Genomic DNA, 18,826 nt, shown 5'->3' with positions numbered 1-18,826 from the left:
GAGATACTGAATTATAATCACAAAATGCCTATGGCTCACGAAGCGATAAGAAAAAATCAACGCCGCGCCGCAGATTCAAGATGGCGTTGAATGTTGTCCAGCACCGAACGCGACGCCTCCGGCTGTAGGTTGCCGTCCTCATCCATCGGCAGATACGGGCGAGCGGGCAACACCACGGATTCATCACGCCCGGCTTTGCCGCCGAACTGGTGGATAGCGCCGTAAACAGTATTGGTGCCGACCATCGCGTGGTTGGCGTCATAATCCGTTGACACCGAACCTTGTAGCCTGCCTTTGTCACGTAGCGTCTGACCGTCCCTATCTTCCGCCGCCTGTGACACAATCCACTGCGGGCGTCCACCCTCGTCGAAATTGATATCGGTTTCCGCCTGCAAGGTTCCGGCGACCTTACGCATGGCGGGCGTCATATCCGTCGCCGCACTCTCCAGCGCCCGCAGACCGCGCTGTAACTCTCTGTCGTTAATCGTAATATTTACGCTACTCATGACTTCAGTTCCTGTTTAGCCAGGGATGAGAGGTTTCCCTGATAGCGGGCCAAATCCGGGCGATAGGATGCGCCCGGCGCATACGACCAGCCGATATCGGTAGACACTTTCGTCGTGCCGGTATTGAACGTGGCCACCTGCTGCATTTCGCCGGTTTTCTCCGATGCCAGCTTCAATTCCCAGCCCATTGCTTTGATGGAGCTGGCTATCTTCAGCCCACGCCGCTCGATATCCTGCTGGCTCAGAGCGATCACGCTACAACGGCAGCGCCAGCCGTTTGGCGGGTAGAACGCCTGCCAGAACGGGTCATCCAGCCGGAATACCATGCCATGTAGCGCCAGATGACTTTTCCGCGTGTGGTTGTCACGGATAGCGCTGTACATGCCGTAGGGACGATCGTCGATATTTTCCATCTGCGCCGCCCAGCGTCCACTGCTGTACAACACCGACATATTGGTGCGAAAGATGGTATCCAGCCGCCACCGGCTACCCTGCTGGACGGTGATCGGTTCGCCGGTTACCGGGTCGGTGGTATCACGCGGCCCCCACCAGCCTTTCTTCTGCAACACCGGCTCCAGTTCTTTATGAAACCAGCGGTCCGTCTTGCCTTCATCCAGCGCTTCCTGTAGGGCGCGGCGGATATCTTCCAGAATATCCAGCCGAGTCACCTTAGCGACGGTAAAGGCGCGGGCATGCGCATCCTGCCAGACTTCTTCCCAGTCCCAGCTAATGGCATAGCCCTTTGACTGGAGGTAGCCGATAGCCCGCTGCGGCGGCAGCGTCATGCAGTACGCCAGTTCAGTCGCTGTCGCGCTCATGCAGCCGCCCCCAGATATTGGCTACGAACAGGATACGCGCCAGCCGCTCTTGCAGGTCGTCGGCTTTCATCTGCGGATACAGTTCCGCCAGTTCGCCCAGCAGATCGCCGGGGCGAACGCCGGACTGGACGCTCTCAAACAGCGGAGCCAGCACTGACTCCAGCTCGGCATCCAGTGCGCCGCTGTTCATCACCATATCCAGCGCTTCATCCAGCATATCCTGCGCCTTCAGGTCGGCATCGACCGCCTCGGCAAACGCCAGCGATTGGCTGGGCGCATCCTGCGGTGGTGTTTCGTTGATATCGCCGTCCTGAAGCTGGTACTCGCGCTTCCAGTATTGCGGGGTGAATTTAACACCGGCGCGGCTTAGCTTTTCGTCGCGCGTGGCCTGCACCTCATCCACCGACTCCTGTTCCCACAGGCGATAAACCGGGGCGACAACGTTGTTGCCGAAATTAAGATCGACCACCCAGCGTATCAGTTGATTGACGGCGCTTGCCACAATGTCGGCATCGCCGTCGCGGATATCGTCGGTGACTTCCAGCCCGGCCTGCGCAGAGGCTTTGTTCGCCGTGGCCTCGGTGGTCTGGTTCTGCCCCAGCAATGCGATGGCGATTTCACTACGCGACAGGGTGATCAGGTTCTGGTAAATCTCGCTGCTGTCGGCCTTGCCTGCCGCTTCTTTGATATCGATGGAGGAGTCATCGGGAATGGCGGCGACCGCATCCTCGATCATCGACTCCATCGAATCCAGCAGGTTGTCGATCTCGCCCTGCGACGTGCCGCGTGGATGTTTGCCAATCACCCACGGCGAGCCGTATTTCTCGGCAAAGCGCACCCAGAATTTCATACCGCCTTTCTTAAAGGTGACCGGCCAGAAACACATCGAAAGATCGGGGAAGCCATAGGGATTGTCGTAGCTGGCATCCTGACGCGGCACCAGGAACTTGAATTCCGGCACCGCTTCCCCTTCGAACCCGCTGTCACGGGCGCGAAAGCGCAGCCGGTTGTCGGTATCGAACTGGAACCAATCGGCAGGCTTGCCCACGATGTCGTCAACTAGCCAACTTGTCCCGGTACGCCGCCACATCACCTCGCAGGGTTGATAGCCATACAGCACCGCGTCGGTCATCTCGCCGATAATGCGCGACATATCCAGGTCGGCCAGCATATCACGCACAATATTGAACACACGGACGGGTGAGCTACCGCGTTCGAGGCCGCGCTCCAGACCTTTCACCGCCGCTTTACGGCGACGAATACAGCCGCCGACCAGCGGGTCGGTGCGCAGCTCGCGGTAGATTTTGATATCCCGGCCCTGCGCTTTGAGGATGGGATCGGGATTAGGCAGATACATCCCCAGCCCGTAGAAATCGATGGAGCGGCTGCGCGAGGCAATCTGTTCCGTCAGCGATTTCTCCGACTCGGCGAAACTGACAAACTCGGTGGGGGAAACCCAGAGTCCACGCACCATTAGTAACCCTCCAGTAAACGTGCAGACTGGCGACGCCTGCGGGAATTGACGGTGACCGGGCCTTTGTTCAGTTCACGGCTGGCGAAATAGGCCAGAGCCAGCCCGATAGCCGCGTCACCGTGCCGCTGACCACCGTCCGCTTTGGCTTTGGTACGGGTGTCCGGGACACGCGGAACGCCTTTAATCACCTGCACGGCGCGTAAGTCGGTCAGGGTATCTTCATCTTTGGGGATGGCTTCCAGAGTGCCATCCTCCAGCGCCGCTTTAACCGGCGGCATATTGTCCCGATACCAGCCCTCACTCAGCATCACCTGCTGGACGCGACTGGCGCCGTAGCGCTGCATGGCGTACTCGGCCAGATAAGCGCCGTTGCCGCGAGCGTCGAACGCCGCCCCCATCAGCCGGGGCAAACCGTCCATCAGGAACCAGGTGATCTGTTCCTGCTGTTTAAAGGGGACGTTGCGCAGCTCCAGCACGAACGGCACCCGGCGCGTCAGGTTCTTTTGCTGTATCAGGGGAAAATCAATGGACAGGTCACCACTGCGGCCAAAGTCGCGCCCCAGATAAGACATTGACTCTTTGGGCAATGTCTCCAGCAGCGGTTTCAGATGGATTTCCAGCCAGTCCTGCGTTTCGCTTTCGCGCACCCCATCCGGCTTCATTTCATAACCCGGCGGGCAGGTAAAACGCAGTATCGGCGTATCCGCCGACATCCGTGACTCAATCAACGCGCGGGACAGCCAGGCTCCGCCGGAATGGGTCGGGATACAATCCAGTTCTTCCGTCGCACCGTCGCCGTAGAACTTGTAGACGCCGTCCATCCATTGTTGTTCAGCTTCAACTGACCATGCCCGCCCGGTGCGCAGGCAGACGCGGCGGAACAGCCCCTCGGCCACCGCATCACGAAAGGCAATACGCTGCACGCTGCCCTGTCGGCGTCCTGCGCGAATATCGTTAAGTAGCGTGTTAAACGGATTCTCCGAACCGTTATGGGTAGAGATCACCCGTACCTTGCCGCCCCAGATCAACATCGCCAGTGCCGCCTTCAGCAGTTCGTCCAGTTGCTCATGGAACGCCGCCTCATCAACCACGATAATGCCCTGACGTCCACGCAGGTTGGACGGGCGACTGGAGAGCGCCACCACCCGAAACCCGGAATCCGGGAACTTGATGGTATAGGTCTTGATATGCTTGTCGTCTTCGTCCTCCTCCCAGAAACCTTCCTCAATTTCGCTGGCCGCATAGTTGAACGCCCGCGCCCACATGGCGCATGCCTGGATATATTCAATCGTCATATCCTGGTTGTAGGCGATGTAGTAGACATTCATCCCGCCAGCGGCGGCGGATGATGCCGCCGTCAGCACATCATCAGAGGCTTCCGCCCAGGTGATACCGGTGCGGCGGCTTTTCTCGATCACTTTCAGCGGAGAGTCATCCGCCACCCAGCGCTGCTGATAGGGCATCAGCGCCACCGGCGCATCCAGCAAAGAGGTATCGGGCAGAACGGGGGCAAGATTTCCAGATGATTTGGTCATAAGGCGATCCCCAGAATCTCCCGGCGTAGCGCCTGCACCGCGTCAGCTGACAGGCCACCTTTTCGGGCAATCTTCTCGGCATTGCTTGCCGCCTGTTGCGCTTTGGTTCTGACTTCGGCCTGAAACTTCTTCAGATTGACGCTGGCCCGCGACAGCGTAGCGACGTTCCTGGCCACCTTCGACAGCAGCGCCACACGCTCTTGCGGGTCGATTTCCCCCTCATCGGCTTCCTGCAACAGGACGATACTTTCGAACAGCTCGGTCTGGATCAGCGCAATCACTGCCTCCGAACGGGCGTCTTGATCGTCCGCTGCGCCTTCGGTCAGCATGCGGGCCGCTTCGGTGGCGGCGCGGATAGCACCGAAACGCTTTTCAATCTTCTGGCCATAGCGATGGATCGCCGATTTACTGATCACGTAACCCTGCTCACGCAGCAGGCTCTCCAGCTCGGCATAACCGCTAAAGCCGGACTCTGTCAGCGCCCGCTCCAGCCAGCGGCGGGCGTCTTCCGGCAGTTTGTCGATAGTGCTGCGACGGGCCATCATTCGCTCCAGTATTTTTCAGGGCGGGCGATACCGGGGCCGCACTCCACTGTGTATTCCACCAGATCGACGCCCAGCCGGGTCAGATCGGCAAACCAGATGCCGCTGGGCTGTTTGACCAGATCAATCATTTTGCGGTCGGCCAGATAATCCAGCTCGCGCCGCAGCTCCAGCGCGGTGGTATCCGGGTAAATAGCCCGCATCACATCCAGCAAAAAAGCCTCATTCGAGGTATAAGGCCGCGCCTTATTGAGCGTCACCATTAAATTCCAGCGCATCGACTCGCGGCGCACCCGTAACATATCCACCATCATTGCCTCCCGCGCTGTTGCACCAGTTCCAGTTTGTTATAAAGCGCGTCCAGCTTGGCTTCGATCACAGTCTGGCCGCGCACGTAATCTTCGCGCCGTACATAGTTGAGCGGCAGATCGGCCTTCAGCGCCATCAGGTCACGCTCTAACCCGGTCAGGCTGCCATTGAACTCGCGCAGGCTGTTTTCCAGCGTATCCACCAGTTCGGTCTGCCGTTTTTCCAACTGGGAGAAAAACATTTTGGCGATGGTAAACACAAAGCCGAGAAACCCCAGCAGCAAGCCCACCAGTTGCCAGAACTCCACTTCCATTTTCATTGTTGTAATCCTTCGATGTAATCCAGCAAGCCGTTCACCTGCGCGGCTAATTGTTGGCTGCGCTCACCGGCGTCGGCGCTGTGGGCGAGGATGTCGCGCTGGGTGATGCCGGAGTCGCGTAGCCGGGGGTTAACGGCCTCAGCGGTGGTGGACGTACCGCCAACCCTGCCGACAGCGGCGGCAGAGCCTGTTTCAGAGTCGGTTGATAATCCGTAGGCGGCGTTGTATTGCTGCACGAAACCAGCAGTAAACACGCACTCAATAGGACGGCTCTGGCCGCGTTCATCAATCCAGCGTTGGGTGACATCATCAATTCTCCGTTTCAGATTTTCATTCTGCCGGCGCAACGAGGCCGTTTGGCTGAGGTAGCGCTGTTCCGCTTTATTGGCGGTGTTTACCTGCTGTTGGTAGCGCTGCTGCCAGGCCAGCAAAGCGGCATTTTCCCGCTCGGCGCGCCGATGAAGCTGTTGGGCAAAATCTGCCTGAAGCGAGGCCAGTGCCGCCTTGCTTGCGGCTTGCTGTTTTTCCAGCGCGGTCTTGCCGTCCAATTCCGCCGAGGTAAATCCGCGCCGATAGCCGTGCTGATGAATCAGCCACAGCGCAAATAGCGCGGCGGCAATCCACAGCAGCGGTTTCCACGGCAGGTTTTTAAGCAGGTTAAGCACAGCTGCGGCCTCCCCAGGTCAGATAGCGCGGCGCTAATTCCAGCAGGATGAGCTGCGGATAGTGGCGGTTCTCGCGCCAGTTGGCCTTGCTGCGCCCGGCGTTGACGGCGGCGACATGACCGAACCAGCGCTGACGATCCAACCCGCGCTGCGCCGCCAGCTTTTGATCGCGCTGGACCCAGCCCAGCCCGCCGTTATAACCGGATAACGTCATTGCCATGCGCTGGCAGTCGTCAGCCGCGTTAACGCGCTGCCAAATCCAGCGGTCATATTTCGTCAATGCCCGGATAGACCACGCCGGGTTAAACGGCTGATTGGCTTTCAGCTCCGGCATAAGTTGGCTGATCCATTCGGATGTAGATGGCATAAACTGCGCCAGCCCTTGTGCGCCAACGGGCGACACCGCATGCGCATTCCAGCCGGACTCCTGATGGAGCTGCGCGGCGAAATCCGCCACCGGGGCATTCAACCCCCAGTCCAGACGAGCGTTACGGATCAGATCGTTGCGGTATTGCTGAGCGGCGGCGGGCGGCTGGGCGGCATCACTGTCAAACGTGCCTACGAGCAACAGGATCAACAGTAAAAACAGCAGACCGGACCCCGATCCGTTGTGACGAATTCGGCTTGCCATATCACAGCCCCGTCGCCACGGCCAGACAGACCGCCGCCACAATGATGGCGCGACGGATCAGCGCGGCGGCGAATACCCGCTGGTAACCGTCTTTGACCGGGTACTCGCCTTGCTCCATCCGTTCAGGCTCATGCACCAGATACTGCGCCAGCCCGGCTTTAGGGAATAACGAACGATCCAGCCAGTAACCGAGCACGGCGGCCAATGTAATCAGTGAGATTTTGTAGATAACCACGGGAAGCTGTTGCGGCGATACCAGCGCGATAGCGACCAGCAGCAAAACAGCGGTGATTTGCCAGCCCAGCAGGCGTTTGATTCGAATGTTAAGGTTCATGAACTGTCTCCTGTGAAGTGAGTGGAGACATCATTACCGGGATAGCACCGCGGGGATTTTAAACGGCGTTAATAGTGGGGGCTGTGGCGTAACGGCAGTATGGCGGGGAAAAGAGCGGCCCGTCAGATGCGTCAACATCCACCGAGCCGTCAACACACAGATACGACCTGTGAGTCAACCAAGGCTCTCCCGTTCTCGAGAACCGGAAAAGCCTACCGTATTTTCGATTAACGAAAAAGGCTTACAGATAATGAAAGAGCAATCTTTGCCCATCGTGCCGTGGATCGGCGGCAAACGTCGTCTGGCAAAACATATCCTGCCGTTATTCCCCGCCCATACCTGCTATGTCGAGCCATTTTGCGGCGCGGCGGCGCTCTATTTTCTCAAACACCCTAGCAAGACTGAAGTGATCAACGATATCAACGGAGAACTGGTGAACCTTTATCGGGTAGTGAAACACCACCTGGAAGAATTTGTGCGCCAGTTCAAATGGGCATTGATCAGCCGACAAATCTATAAATGGCTACGGGACACGCCGCAAGAAACCTTGACCGATATCCAGCGTGCCGCCCGATTCTATTACCTGCAAAAGCAGGCGTTCGGCGGCAAGGTTGCCGATCACACCTTTGGCACCTCAACCACCAGTGCGCCGCGTTTTAATCTGCTAAGGATTGAAGAAGAGTTATCGATGGCCCATCTGCGGCTGGCCCGCACCATTATCGAACACCTCGACTGGGCGGAATGCATCCGCCGCTATGACCGTCCGCATACGCTGTTCTATTGTGACCCGCCGTACTGGGGAACCGAGGGCTACGGCGTGGCGTTCAGGCTGGAGAACTATGCCCGCATAGCGGAGCTGGCGCGCGGCATCAAAGGGAAGATGATTATTTCGGTAAACGATATTCCGGCAATGCGCGAGGCGTTTTCCGGGATGCGAATGGAAAGCGTGGATATCCGCTATAACCTGACGGTAAGTGGCAAAGCCGCGCCACGGCGGGAGTTGGTGGTTTGTAGTTTTTGATATGAGATCCATCATGCCCATTCATAAATGGGCATACATTTAAAATTTACTCCAAGGAAGTGGCTTATTTTTTAGGAATCCATATCATTTCTGCACCGATATGTTTCCTCACGAATGAAGTCAACAATAAGTATTGTCTCCACGTACGTAAGCTTTTAGGAATGTTATTATTATCCATTTTTCTAATATTAAAGAGATCATCATGCCAGAGTTTATTGTCTCCACCGATTTCCCTTAGCAAATGAGACAAACCACTAATAAATTCTGTGAGCGAGTAGGTTGTGTCATCCATAGCCATTTTTATTTCGGTTTCAAGACGAGCCCTTTCCGTTTGTTCTATTTCGCTATGCAATTTAAAATATGACGAATCCTTTGTGAAGGTGACATGCTTATGTTTCATATGAATTTTACGCACATCTAAAAAAGGTGTTTCGTGTATAAGTTTACCTGAGTTATATGATTTAATTAGTTCATTTTTATTTAATGTTGAATTTGTTGCATAGTATGTGGGATATCCATCGTCAGCTAATTTCTTCAAACAATCCCATTGGTGATAATCGTCAATATATTTTTCTTTTTCACCAATTGTAAAATGAGGTATGCAAAACCTGAAATATTTCCCCCCCCAACATCCCCATTCTCTTGCACTGGTCGTTGTCAATAGTTCAGACAATTTGTACTGAATGAAAAAATTGCACCCTTCATGTTTTTCATGGGGGGCATACGACTCAAGCCAAGGAAGATAAAGTGCAGAATCCCAGCCTAGTTCTTTCTCATAAAACAGGGAAGGTACATGTACAAAAGGATGCTCTCCAGTTTCCTGAGAAATAAAAAAAACCAATGACGTATTTACTGCTTGTTGAAGTTGTGATTCTGAAAAGTTAGCTTCCATAATTTCTCCTTAATCCAATATAATTATTTTTCTATTATAAATTTTTATTTCAATAGGGGACAACTCCATTGAGTCCTATCATCTGGTTTAAACACCATCAGACATCCTGGGCGCGGTGGTTTATTATCTGTTGTCGGCGGTAAGATTTCTGTCGGCTTAGGTTTCGGCGGTGCGGTTTTAATGTCTTTCAAACACTCGGATGCACTCATTTGATATGCCTGATAGACGGATTCAATTCTCTGCAACGCAGGCGCGATTTTCTGCGGATCGTTCGAGGTGAGGTCTTTAACCGAGCTTACCTGTTCAGACCACCAGCTTTGCGCATTAGAGCCAGCCATCTGACAAGAGCTATAAAGCTGAATCACATCCTGAGATAAAAAACGTTTTCCCTCATGTCCTATCTGTCTGAATAGACGTCCATAATTCGGGAAATCGTAAGCTGCCCAGTCATTTTTCTGCTGAACTTTCTCTAAGGTTTCAGCAATTTTCTTCAGATAGTTTTTTGCTGTATCAATTCGTTCTGCATTCGGCATTTGAGCGAAATCATAAGGCGTATAGGTCAAATCGTCTGGATAGAAATATACCCAGTAGTCGCTATCGGGCAGAACATTTTTATGATCAAACAAGGCCGCCTGACAGGCGCTTTTGGGGATTTTCATTCCTGTCCGTTCGTCATTTATCATGATAAAGCAGTTATGACCGTTGGCGATATATTCACCAGGAATATTGGCATTATCAGGAATATGAAATTTGATGGTCAGGAAGCGGTTATGCTCAATAACTTTTCCCTGAAATTGCTCGGAATACTTATCAAGGCCGGGGAGTAAATGACGGACGGCGGGTAACAATTGATTGATAACAGGATCGTCCGCTGTTATCGAGAAGGTGGGCGGGGGCGGCGCTTTTTCAAGCTCAGTTTGAGCGATATTTTCTGGTTCATCGCCACATCCGGCCAAAAGGAATATTGCAGGTATTAACGTCTTACGCATAGTCCATATCCTTATGTAAGATAAAATATAATTATATACTCTAAGAATTCCTGCGGCGTAAAATCACATCAATAGTATCGATAACATCCTGATTTTCATTTATTATTCTGTTTTCTACCTTCCAAAGTTTATCCATCGCTTTAGCGCAAAGTATCATTAGCACTCCCCATACAATGGAAACTGCTAATGTTTTTCCATTAAGTACCAATGGGTTAGCCAATCCTCCGACCCATAGGGACATATAGGCGATCCACAGGCAAGACGCTAATCCTATAAGTAAAAGGCTTAACATCAACAAAAAAGGAATATTGAAGTAGCGGCGCCATTTTGCACCATTCCTTTTTTTAAGTAATCCTCGCTTTATAGCAAGCAGTTCCTGACTATCTCTTTCATGGAGTTCAGGCGGGCGTTTGGGGGCGTGGTTTATGTTAACAACGGAACCGACATGGATAGAGCCATGATTATTGCCGCCGACGCTAATGGTTATCTGTCTTTCTTGCCCATCCTGGGGGAGTTGTTTAAGACTATCAATAACTTGTCCTGCTAGTGTCTGTAGCTCTTCATCTCTTCTATCCATGATTAATCCCTTATTTTTTAATTATTAACAACCAGTTTCAATACCCGATCAATCCTATCGTCATCAACCGCCGACTCTTTAATTAAAAAGTTATATATTTTGGATGATTGCAAAACGAGTTCGCCGGATGTCCATCGGCGATTAGCCTGCCGCGCCAGCGAGTCCAACTTGTGAACGATCTTTCTCAGAAGTTCTTCGTCTATCTCACTGTTTTTTCTAACGTTAGACGTAGATTCCTGAGCTTGTCCGGTGATCAGATATAACACATCAAGACCAGCTTTTGCCCACAGACTTATAGCGTCGGCCCCCGGCGCAGACTCATCCTTTTCCCACCTTATCTGTGATTTTCTTGATGCGCCGACCATTTCCGCAAAGTCGGCCTGACTGAACCCCAATCGTTCGCGCTCTTCTTTTAATCGCTCACCAAGAGACATTTTTGTCACCAAAACCTTTACAAGTCCCATTTATGGGACAATAATCTATCACGTATTCTACAAACATCATTGCATAACCGGAGGCCGTAGCATGACACCCGAACAAGTTAAAAGCCGCTTTCAGCAGCGCGGTATGACCGTCACTCAGTGGGCGCAGGAGAACGGTTACTCCCGCGAGGCGGTCTATCGCGTACTGAACGGCATCACCAAGGCCAAGTATGGGCAGGCGCATGAGATCGCCGTCAAACTCGGCCTAAAGCCCACCGCCCGCGCGGCCTGATAATTATCAATCTCTGTAACAGATTATCACATATCGCTAAAAGGGGAATGTGACATGAGTAAGGCAAATGTTTCCAGCGCGGGCGCACGCATTCTGCGTGTTCTCAAGGCATTACGCGGCCATACCTTGAATGGTGTTTCCAACGGTGAACTGGCGGCGGCGCTGGATGATTCTCCGGCCAACGTTAACCGGGCGCTGAATACCCTAATTGAAGAAGGGCTGGCGCAGAAACTGGATAACGGGCGTTTTGCGCTAAGTATGCAGACCCTGCAAATCGCTCAGGCGCACGCCAACGAGATAGCTCGTGCGCAAGATCGCATTAACGAAATGAACCAACGCCTGCTGGCTGGCAGTCGCTAAGGATAAAAAATGGCACGTACAAAATCACAACATGTTGAATTAATAGGAGATACTCCGTTAGCGGGGGATCTGAACGTCAAGCTCAATGCGCTGACCGAGCACCGTATGCAGGTAATGGATCAGTTTGGCGACGGCCTGCCGTATGAGCGTGATCGCATCGTGCATGAAACCCGGTTCTATATGGCGCAAAGCGCGGAAGCCATGCTGGAGGCGGGTAAGCGGTTGGTTATTCTCAAAGAGTGTGAGCCTCATGGGGATTTCACTCAAATCGTTACAGAACAATTGGGGCTGGCTGAGAGAACAGCACGGTTGGTAATGCAAGCTGCGATCAAATACACATCTCCCCAATTGGAACCAAAGCGGCAAGCGCTTGCCGTTTTAGGCAAAACAAAACTCTTTGAATTAATGACAGAAGACGATGAAGAGTTGGCTGAACTAGCCGATGGCGGAACTATCGCAGGCATGACGCTCGACGATATCGATCGTATGACCAGCCGCGAACTGAAAACCGCGCTGCGCGAAGCGCGCGAAACTCACGCCGCCCAGCAGCGTGTGCTGACCGACAAGAATCAGAAGATCGACGACCTTTCCACCAAACTGGAAAAAAAATCCCGTATCCAACCGCCAGCCCCCAATCTGGAAGCGGAAAAGCTGCGTAAAGAGGTCAGCGCTATCGCGTTTGAAGCGGAAGCGGCGATCACCGCCAAACTGCACACCGCCTTTTCAACATTGACCACTTTTACTTCCGAAAACGAGGTCGAGCCGCCTTACGACTTTATGGCCGGTTTGGTGTGCCAGATTGAGCGGGCGTTACACCGTGTTCGTGAAGTTTTTGACCTTGAGGCCGCGCCTACCGGCAGCGAACGTCCGGCATGGCTGGATGCCCCGGAACCCCAGATTCAGCGCACTGACGCATAAGGGGCTGTCATGAGTGCCGCCCTGACGGAAAGATTAGTGGCCGTGGCCCGCACAGCACGACAGGCCGGGCATGGTGAACGCGGCGCTATCTATGATGCCGCCTGTATGGAACTGGGATTATCCCGCGCCACGTTGTTGCGTAAGTTAAAGGAGGTTGCGGTGACTGACAAACGTAAAAAACGTACCGATGCCGGACAAAGCGCCTTAACGCGTGATGAGGCGGCAATGATTTCCGCCACGCTGATGGAGGCGACGCGTAAAAATGGTAAGCGCCTGTATTCCATCGCCGACGCGGTGGAAACCCTGCGGGCAAATGAGATGATCACCGCTGGCCGCATGGTTTCAGAAACCGGCGAGTTTCTGCCGCTTTCTGAAACCGCCATCAGCCGCGCACTACGCAATTACGGCCTGCATCCCGATCAACTAAACCAGCCCGCGCCGGTGACCGAGCTGGCCAGCCTGCACCCTAACCATGTATGGGAAATCGATGCTTCGCTTTGCACCCTTTATTACCTGAGCAACGGTCACAAAGGGCTGCAAGTCATGGACAGCGCCCGTTTCTATAAGAATAAACCGGCCAATCTGGCGCGCATCACCAGCGACCGTGTCTGGAGCTATGAAATCACTGACCATACTAGCGGCTGGATCTATGTCGAGTATGTGATGGGCGCGGAATCGGGCGAAAACCTGTGCTCGGTATTGATTAACGCCATGCAGGAACGCGGCGGCGCAGACGTGTTGCACGGCGTGCCAAAGCTGCTGTACCTCGATCCCGGTTCCGCCAACACCGCTGGCATGACGAAAAATCTATGCCGTGCGTTGGGTATTGAACTGATAGCGCATAAAACCCATGCCGCCCGTTCTACCGGCAGCGTGGAAAAGGCGCGTGACATTATCGAACGCAAGCTGGAGCCGGGCCTGAAGTTCCAGCCGGTTTACAGCCTAGAAGAACTAAACGCGCTGGCGCAGAAATGGCGTTCTCACTTTAACGCCACCACCGTTCACAGCCGCCACGGCAGACCCCGTACCGACGTCTGGCTGACAATCACCGCCGAACAGTTGATAAAAGCGCCATCGGTTGAGATATGCCGCGAACTGGCAGTGGCCACGCCGGAAGAGCGCAAGGTCACGCCGAAGCTGCGCGTGTCCTTCCGGGGCATTGAATACGATGTGTCTACCGTACCCGGCGTGATGGTCGGCGAGAAGTTGCTGATTACCCGTAATCCGTGGCGTACCGATGCCGCGCAAGTGGTACTGACAGGTGAAGACGGCCACGACACATTCTTCCTGGTTGATGAAGTCACCAAAAATGAATTTGGCTTTGCCGACTCTGCCGCAGTGATCGGCGAACGTTACAAATCGCATGCCGATACGCCAGCCCAAACCGCCACCAAAGAAATTGAACAGTTGGTTACGGGAACGGATAACGCGACGGATGCAGCAGCGGTACGCAAAGCGAAAGCGCTGCCGTTCGGCGGCAAACTCGACCCGTATAAGCATATCGACGACAACACGCTGCCAACCTTTATGCCGCGTCGTGGTCGGGCATCCGAGGTACGCGGCCCGCGTGTTGAACCGCGTCCGTTAACTCACGTCGAAGCCGCCAAAGCGTTACGTGAACAGTTTGCGGCACGTAACCAGACCTGGACGGCAGACCACTACCGCCAGTTAAGCGCGCTGTACCCGAATGGCGTTCAGGAGGCGCGACTGGACGAGGTTGCGGATGCGCTGCTGACGCCGGTTTCCGGCAACACCATCAACATCGTCAACGGTAACTAGGGGGTAAACATGCTGATACTGAAACAACAGTTAAAGCAAGCGCGACTGTCGCAGGCGGTGGTCGCCAGAACCATTTCCGTGTCAGAGGCCACGCTGGCACAGATTGTTAATCATGATCAGTGGCCACGCACCAACGCCGGGGAAGTTCGCCAGCGTCTGACGGTCTTTCTGTCGGCTCATGGCATTGAAACACAACGTAGTTTTGACGCTGTACAGGACTCCCTTACAGCGGAAACCATAGACCTCAATACGGAGGAGAATATGTTACTTAAAAAGCAGGTGTTATTTCCCGCAACAAAAAAGGCATTCGGGCTGTTCCGCGATCCGTTCGCCGACGATGCGATGCAAGGCAGTGAAGACGTGTTCACTACGCCTGATATCCGCTATGTGCGCGAGGCGCTGTACCAGACCGCGAAGCACGGCGGGTTTATGGCGGTCATCGGCGAGTCTGGTGCGGGTAAGTCCACGCTGCGCCGCGACCTGATTGACCGTATCAACCGCGAGAATGCGCCGGTTGTCGTTATCGAACCCTACATCATTGCGATGGAAGATAACGATGTTAAAGGTAAAACCCTGAAAGCGGCATCCATCGCTGAGGCGATCATCAATACCATCGCCCCGCTGGAAGGCGTCAAGCGTTCGCAGGAGGCGCGTTACCGCCAGTTGCACCGGGTGCTGAAAGAGAGCAGCAACGCCGGGTATAACCACGTTCTTATCATTGAAGAGGCTCACAGCCTGCCGATCCCCACGCTCAAGCACTTAAAAAGATTCTTTGAGTTAGAAAGCGGGTTTAAGAAGCTGCTTTCCATCGTCTTGATCGGCCAGCCGGAACTGGCGGTGAAACTCTCGGAACGCAATATGGAAGTGCGTGAAGTTGTCCAGCGCTGTGAGGTTGTCGAACTGCTGCCGCTGGACAACAGCCTGGACGCGTTTCTGACCTTCAAAGTTGAGCGCACCGGCAAGAAACTGGCTGATGTGATGGACGGCAGCGCCATTGATGCTATCCGCGGGCGTCTCAGTAGCAATCTCGGCGGTCGGAAGAATGTCAGCCTGTTATACCCACTGGCCGTTTCCAATCTGGTGATTGCCGCCATGAATCTGGCCGCTGAAATAGGTGTGCCGGTGGTGAATGCGGATGTGGTTAAGGGAGTTTAATGATGAAAGCTATCCCGAATATTAATCAGCAGTTGGCCGACCTGCATCTGGCGATGGCCTCATTGCGGGCAATCAATGCAACTGTTCAGAGCGTAATGATATGCGGCAAGCAACCGGTTATCCGCATCGCCAGAAACGGGCATTGCGAGAAATTAATTGAAAAAGGACAAGCCAATTATATCCATGTGGGCTGCGGCAGCACCGGACTCTTTCGTCAGGGCGTATTTGAGCAATATGGTTGCCGCATTATCTGGTCTGAATCGCTATTACATTAAAGGGGAATAATACCAAATAACTAAATACTAATAACCACTCATTAAACGACTACCAGCAGGTAATTAAAAATGGCAAAGGCAAAAAAGCGGCTTAAAGCTGCGGCGGCCCCGTACGCCGCGCAAACGAAAGAAGAAGTTATTTTCGGCATTAAACGTCTCGGTGATATTCAACGAGAACTAATCCGTGTTGAAACCGAGATGAATGATCAGATCGCGACAGTAACCGAACACCACTCCCCGGTTATCGAACAACTGAAAGCCAAACGTGATGAGTTACAAGGTGGCATCCAGACCTGGTGCGAAGCCAACCGCGACGAACTTACCAATGGCGGCAAAGTGAAAACGGCGAACCTGACGACAGGCGAAGTACAGTGGCGCAATCGCCCCCCGTCCTGCGTAATTCGCGGGACAGAAGCCGTTATCGAATTATTAAAACGCCTAAAGCTGGATCGTTTTATTCGCGTCAAGGAGGAAATTAATAAAGACGCGATCCTCAATGAACCAGTGGCGGTGAAAAATATTCCCGGCATCACCATTAAAAAAGATATCGAGGATTTCGCCATTATTCCGTTTGAACAAGGGAGGGAGTAAATGTCACTGAAATGCATGGCATGCAAAAAAGAAATCGAATATCTGAACCCGGAACAGTCAGATATTACCGAGAATGCGGTTGATGGCGGTTGGGTGGTCGACTTGATTCTGTCCTGTCCATGTTGTGGGCAGAAATACAACGTCTTTATTCCTACTGGCGATTTTCACCTGTTAGCTGAAGATTTATGCGTCAAATACGGGAGTGAATCATGATTATCGGTTTTGTATTGCTGGTATCAGCCTGCGATTCCGGTTTCTGCGAGGCGTTGCCTGTTTCAGACGACATTTATCTGAATCGGGAGTCGTGCCAGTTAGTGATGGATATCGTCCATGAACGCCGCCCGGATGCCGTACTGATCTGCGGCGAAGTCCAACGGGATGAAAGCGAGAGTGAAGATGAATAAACCTCAGTTGATCAAACTTATCCATATCGCAAAACGCGATCTACGACTGGATGATGAGACTTATCGCCAGTTGCTGACTACCACAACCGGTAAAACCTCAACGCAGGACATGACAGTCCCGCAGTTAGATAATGCCCTGAAGGCGATGAAAAAACGAGGGTTTAAAATCAAGTCTGCAAAAAAGGCTAATACTACTCGCCCATTGGATGACGCTCCACAGTCCAGGAAAGTCCGTTCTTTATGGCTGGAAATGGCCGACGCTGGCATCATTCGTGACCGATCTGAAGCAGCGCTGGCGCGTTGGATCAAGCGTGAAACCGGCGTTGATAGTCTGCAATGGCTGAGTTCAAAACAGGCCAGCGTCATCATTGAAAAGCTGAAACAGTGGCAACGCCGAGCGAGGAAAACAGCATGAGCAATGATACCAATAGCTTTCGCAGCAAAGGCCCTGAACTGTTGGTCGAACTGGCTCAGCATACCGCCAGCACCATCAAAGAGGTGGTCGAGATCGACACCGCTATCGCCGATCAGATTGGCGAGGCGGTGGCCAACCGTATGATGCAGGTCTGGGGCGGTCAGAACGTCTACTTTCCGATGGGGATGGCATGGAAAGTTAGCCAGCGTGACCTAGAAATATTTCACGAGTTCAACGGCAGGAATCATCACGAACTGGCGCGTAAATTTGGCGTCTCGCTACAATGGGTTTACAGCGTCGTCAAGCGTGTCAGAAAGGAAGAACTGGATAGGATGCAGGGCAAGCTGTTTGATGGTGAACCTGATGACGAGCCAGAGCCGGTGGAGTAAAATCAAACAGGCTGAACGACAAATTTCTTAATTTTTTGTCCGGCCTGTTTTTTCACATACTGTAAGAGAATTACAATTACCATCCAATCTTTTCCCAGCTCACCCCGCTTAGTCCCACAATTATCTCGCAGACTCTGTATTATTTATCTCACTTCTAATCACCCGCTCAAGATGGGATATCCTCCGATAGCAACAGGCCATGTTTTATGCGGTGAATCATAAATACATGGCCTGTCCGCTACCGGAAGATAAATTTGATTAACTATCCATCCGTCGCGCTGGCCGTATTATTCTTCTCTTCGAGAGAAAATCGCGAACCGAAACCGCGGCCTCCCGGGGCGCTTTTCCGCACGCCGGTTAAATTCAGCAGCTTGCTTGCGCACGGCCGCCTGATTTCTCTTTGCGCAACCGCGGCATTTTTCCCTGAACATTCGCCCGCGCTTCAGTCGGTTAGACAATAAATAGTAGAGCAAAGCCCGGAATAAAAAGAATAGGGAAATATCCTAAACTGTACGGGTTGGTTTTTAAAAAATCAATACGAGATTTTTTATTTATCCCTGTTAACCGTGACCACCGCCTGGGGTTTGGCTCCCGGCGGTTGAAGGAAAAAGGCTCCTGGGGCGGACCTGCCGGTGAGAACATTGGTTACATCGAAAGGATATAACACAGGCTATCGTTAGCATAAAAACTCATCATAATGGCGTTGTTCACGGCAGGATGATGATAAAATCGGCAGACGATCGCCAGCCCCTTGACTTGACGCGAGGTTTTCACTAGTTTGTCACCCCGTAGTTCATCGTCGCGCATTCGCCAAGACGATTCCAACGCCGATATAGCTCAGTTGGTAGAGCAGCGCATTCGTAATGCGAAGGTCGTAGGTTCGACTCCTATTATCGGCACCATCCTACCTATTTTAACGTCTCCCCAAGTCTACTCAAACACCCTTTAAACCCTTATAATACGCGGTTTCACGGCCCTTGTTGTCTCAGCTCGTCTACTCACGTTCACAGAAATCTACGGTGAGTTGGGGGCATCGGTGGGGGCATATCGTGTTCGGTCTAAAGGAGATGCCCCCAAATGAAGCTCAATGCCAGACAGGTCGAGACTGCCAAGCCCAAAGATAAACCCTATAAGTTAGCAGATGGTGGGGGCATGTATCTGGAAGTGTTCCCTAACGGTACCAAAAGCTGGCGGGTAATCCCCCCAAAAAAGCG

General features: G+C 53.1%; 27 protein-coding genes and 1 tRNA gene. 14 read left to right on the top strand and 14 right to left on the bottom strand.

The features are described from left to right. Positions 1 to 56 precede the first annotated feature (56 nt). From VSX58_RS18920 to VSX58_RS18875, 10 genes are read right to left on the bottom strand one after another with little or no spacing between them, the layout of a single operon-like run. Positions 57 to 506 carry a phage virion morphogenesis protein gene (locus VSX58_RS18920; RefSeq protein WP_327619456.1) on the bottom strand — a complete coding sequence of 150 codons (450 nt, stop codon included), beginning with the start codon at positions 504 to 506 and terminating at the stop codon, positions 57 to 59. Further along, positions 503 to 1,324 carry a phage head morphogenesis protein gene (locus VSX58_RS18915; RefSeq protein WP_327619455.1) on the bottom strand — a complete coding sequence of 274 codons (822 nt, stop codon included), beginning with the start codon at positions 1,322 to 1,324 and terminating at the stop codon, positions 503 to 505. The genes VSX58_RS18920 and VSX58_RS18915 overlap by 4 nt, the downstream gene beginning before the upstream one ends. After that, entirely contained in the window at positions 1,305 to 2,798 is a 1,494-nt protein-coding gene (locus VSX58_RS18910) for a DUF935 domain-containing protein (RefSeq protein ID WP_327619454.1), read from the bottom strand. The genes VSX58_RS18915 and VSX58_RS18910 overlap by 20 nt, the downstream gene beginning before the upstream one ends. Beyond that, complete coding sequence (locus tag VSX58_RS18905; protein ID WP_327619453.1) at positions 2,798 to 4,333, bottom strand: hypothetical protein; 1,536 nt, start codon at positions 4,331 to 4,333, stop codon at positions 2,798 to 2,800. Before VSX58_RS18905 ends, VSX58_RS18910 begins: the two co-directional genes overlap by 1 nt. Next, a complete protein-coding gene (locus tag VSX58_RS18900) occupies positions 4,330 to 4,875 on the bottom strand; it encodes a DUF3486 family protein (RefSeq protein ID WP_327619509.1) in 546 nt (181 codons plus the stop codon). The genes VSX58_RS18905 and VSX58_RS18900 overlap by 4 nt, the downstream gene beginning before the upstream one ends. Continuing rightward, positions 4,875 to 5,186 carry a hypothetical protein gene (locus VSX58_RS18895; RefSeq protein WP_009113935.1) on the bottom strand — a complete coding sequence of 104 codons (312 nt, stop codon included), beginning with the start codon at positions 5,184 to 5,186 and terminating at the stop codon, positions 4,875 to 4,877. The genes VSX58_RS18900 and VSX58_RS18895 overlap by 1 nt, the downstream gene beginning before the upstream one ends. Further along, the gene (locus tag VSX58_RS18890; RefSeq protein WP_009113934.1) at positions 5,186 to 5,503 is read right to left on the bottom strand and encodes a hypothetical protein; all 318 of its coding nucleotides are present in this window, start codon (positions 5,501 to 5,503) and stop codon (positions 5,186 to 5,188) included. Before VSX58_RS18890 ends, VSX58_RS18895 begins: the two co-directional genes overlap by 1 nt. Continuing rightward, positions 5,500 to 6,168, bottom strand: coding sequence for a hypothetical protein (locus VSX58_RS18885; RefSeq protein WP_327619452.1), 669 nt, complete (start codon positions 6,166 to 6,168; stop codon positions 5,500 to 5,502). The genes VSX58_RS18890 and VSX58_RS18885 overlap by 4 nt, the downstream gene beginning before the upstream one ends. Beyond that, positions 6,161 to 6,799, bottom strand: a complete 639-nt coding sequence (locus tag VSX58_RS18880) for a transglycosylase SLT domain-containing protein (RefSeq protein WP_327619451.1) — start codon at positions 6,797 to 6,799, stop codon at positions 6,161 to 6,163. Before VSX58_RS18880 ends, VSX58_RS18885 begins: the two co-directional genes overlap by 8 nt. 1 nt (position 6,800) lies before the next feature. Beyond that, positions 6,801 to 7,133 (bottom strand): putative holin, encoded by a 333-nt coding sequence (locus VSX58_RS18875; RefSeq protein WP_009113931.1) that lies wholly within the window; start codon positions 7,131 to 7,133, stop codon positions 6,801 to 6,803. A gap of 250 nt (positions 7,134 to 7,383) precedes the next feature. Between VSX58_RS18875 and VSX58_RS18870 the strand changes: the two genes are divergently transcribed. Continuing rightward, positions 7,384 to 8,154 (top strand): DNA adenine methylase, encoded by a 771-nt coding sequence (locus VSX58_RS18870; protein ID WP_327619450.1) that lies wholly within the window; start codon positions 7,384 to 7,386, stop codon positions 8,152 to 8,154. Between the two features lie 64 nt (positions 8,155 to 8,218). Here VSX58_RS18870 and VSX58_RS18865 read toward each other — a convergent pair whose 3' ends face one another. Genes VSX58_RS18865 through VSX58_RS18850 form a run of 4 tightly spaced genes read right to left on the bottom strand, consistent with a single transcriptional unit; the run spans position 8,219 to position 11,046 of the window. Further along, positions 8,219 to 9,046 carry a hypothetical protein gene (locus VSX58_RS18865; protein ID WP_327619449.1) on the bottom strand — a complete coding sequence of 276 codons (828 nt, stop codon included), beginning with the start codon at positions 9,044 to 9,046 and terminating at the stop codon, positions 8,219 to 8,221. 44 nt (positions 9,047 to 9,090) lie between these two features. Next, on the bottom strand, positions 9,091 to 10,035 hold the full coding sequence (locus VSX58_RS18860) for a GAT domain-containing protein (protein ID WP_327619448.1): 945 nt from the start codon (positions 10,033 to 10,035) through the stop codon (positions 9,091 to 9,093). A gap of 40 nt (positions 10,036 to 10,075) precedes the next feature. Further along, positions 10,076 to 10,612 (bottom strand): hypothetical protein, encoded by a 537-nt coding sequence (locus tag VSX58_RS18855; RefSeq protein ID WP_327619447.1) that lies wholly within the window; start codon positions 10,610 to 10,612, stop codon positions 10,076 to 10,078. A gap of 17 nt (positions 10,613 to 10,629) precedes the next feature. Continuing rightward, positions 10,630 to 11,046 carry a helix-turn-helix domain-containing protein gene (locus tag VSX58_RS18850; protein WP_327619446.1) on the bottom strand — a complete coding sequence of 139 codons (417 nt, stop codon included), beginning with the start codon at positions 11,044 to 11,046 and terminating at the stop codon, positions 10,630 to 10,632. A gap of 91 nt (positions 11,047 to 11,137) precedes the next feature. On the opposite strand from VSX58_RS18850, the gene VSX58_RS18845 reads away from it, so the two are divergent. The 13 genes from VSX58_RS18845 to VSX58_RS18785 all read left to right on the top strand — a co-directional run. Beyond that, positions 11,138 to 11,326: a DNA-binding protein gene (locus tag VSX58_RS18845; protein WP_009113925.1), complete on the top strand. Its 189-nt coding sequence runs from the start codon at positions 11,138 to 11,140 to the stop codon at positions 11,324 to 11,326. A gap of 54 nt (positions 11,327 to 11,380) precedes the next feature. Next, positions 11,381 to 11,686 (top strand): helix-turn-helix domain-containing protein, encoded by a 306-nt coding sequence (locus VSX58_RS18840; RefSeq protein ID WP_264090178.1) that lies wholly within the window; start codon positions 11,381 to 11,383, stop codon positions 11,684 to 11,686. A 9-nt stretch (positions 11,687 to 11,695) separates the two neighbouring features. Then, on the top strand, positions 11,696 to 12,604 hold the full coding sequence (locus VSX58_RS18835; protein WP_327619445.1) for a DUF3102 domain-containing protein: 909 nt from the start codon (positions 11,696 to 11,698) through the stop codon (positions 12,602 to 12,604). A gap of 9 nt (positions 12,605 to 12,613) precedes the next feature. Then, positions 12,614 to 14,383 (top strand): integrase, encoded by a 1,770-nt coding sequence (locus VSX58_RS18830; protein ID WP_327619444.1) that lies wholly within the window; start codon positions 12,614 to 12,616, stop codon positions 14,381 to 14,383. Between the two features lie 9 nt (positions 14,384 to 14,392). Further along, on the top strand, positions 14,393 to 15,538 hold the full coding sequence (locus VSX58_RS18825) for an ExeA family protein (protein WP_327619443.1): 1,146 nt from the start codon (positions 14,393 to 14,395) through the stop codon (positions 15,536 to 15,538). Next, the gene (locus VSX58_RS18820) at positions 15,538 to 15,813 is read left to right on the top strand and encodes a hypothetical protein (RefSeq protein WP_319606019.1); all 276 of its coding nucleotides are present in this window, start codon (positions 15,538 to 15,540) and stop codon (positions 15,811 to 15,813) included. The genes VSX58_RS18825 and VSX58_RS18820 overlap by 1 nt, the downstream gene beginning before the upstream one ends. 69 nt (positions 15,814 to 15,882) lie before the next feature. Continuing rightward, on the top strand, positions 15,883 to 16,404 hold the full coding sequence (locus VSX58_RS18815) for a host-nuclease inhibitor Gam family protein (RefSeq protein WP_327619442.1): 522 nt from the start codon (positions 15,883 to 15,885) through the stop codon (positions 16,402 to 16,404). Next, the gene (locus VSX58_RS18810) at positions 16,405 to 16,617 is read left to right on the top strand and encodes a hypothetical protein (RefSeq protein WP_327619441.1); all 213 of its coding nucleotides are present in this window, start codon (positions 16,405 to 16,407) and stop codon (positions 16,615 to 16,617) included. It begins immediately after the preceding gene. Further along, the gene (locus VSX58_RS18805; RefSeq protein WP_009113916.1) at positions 16,614 to 16,808 is read left to right on the top strand and encodes a hypothetical protein; all 195 of its coding nucleotides are present in this window, start codon (positions 16,614 to 16,616) and stop codon (positions 16,806 to 16,808) included. The genes VSX58_RS18810 and VSX58_RS18805 overlap by 4 nt, the downstream gene beginning before the upstream one ends. After that, entirely contained in the window at positions 16,801 to 17,223 is a 423-nt protein-coding gene (locus tag VSX58_RS18800; protein ID WP_327619440.1) for a gp16 family protein, read from the top strand. Before VSX58_RS18805 ends, VSX58_RS18800 begins: the two co-directional genes overlap by 8 nt. Continuing rightward, the gene (locus VSX58_RS18795; RefSeq protein WP_327619439.1) at positions 17,220 to 17,612 is read left to right on the top strand and encodes a Mor transcription activator family protein; all 393 of its coding nucleotides are present in this window, start codon (positions 17,220 to 17,222) and stop codon (positions 17,610 to 17,612) included. Before VSX58_RS18800 ends, VSX58_RS18795 begins: the two co-directional genes overlap by 4 nt. A gap of 826 nt (positions 17,613 to 18,438) precedes the next feature. Next, positions 18,439 to 18,514 (top strand) — tRNA-Thr (locus VSX58_RS18790). A 175-nt stretch (positions 18,515 to 18,689) separates the two neighbouring features. Next, the coding region (locus VSX58_RS18785) for an Arm DNA-binding domain-containing protein (RefSeq protein ID WP_327619508.1) at positions 18,690 to 18,826 on the top strand (137 nt) is incomplete at its 3' end.

The organism is Brenneria populi (assembly GCF_036016195.1).
In the GTDB taxonomy this organism is placed as follows: domain Bacteria; phylum Pseudomonadota; class Gammaproteobacteria; order Enterobacterales; family Enterobacteriaceae; genus Brenneria; species Brenneria populi.
Note: the sequence above shows the minus strand (reverse complement) of the source record. Positions and strands in the feature narration are given on the sequence as shown.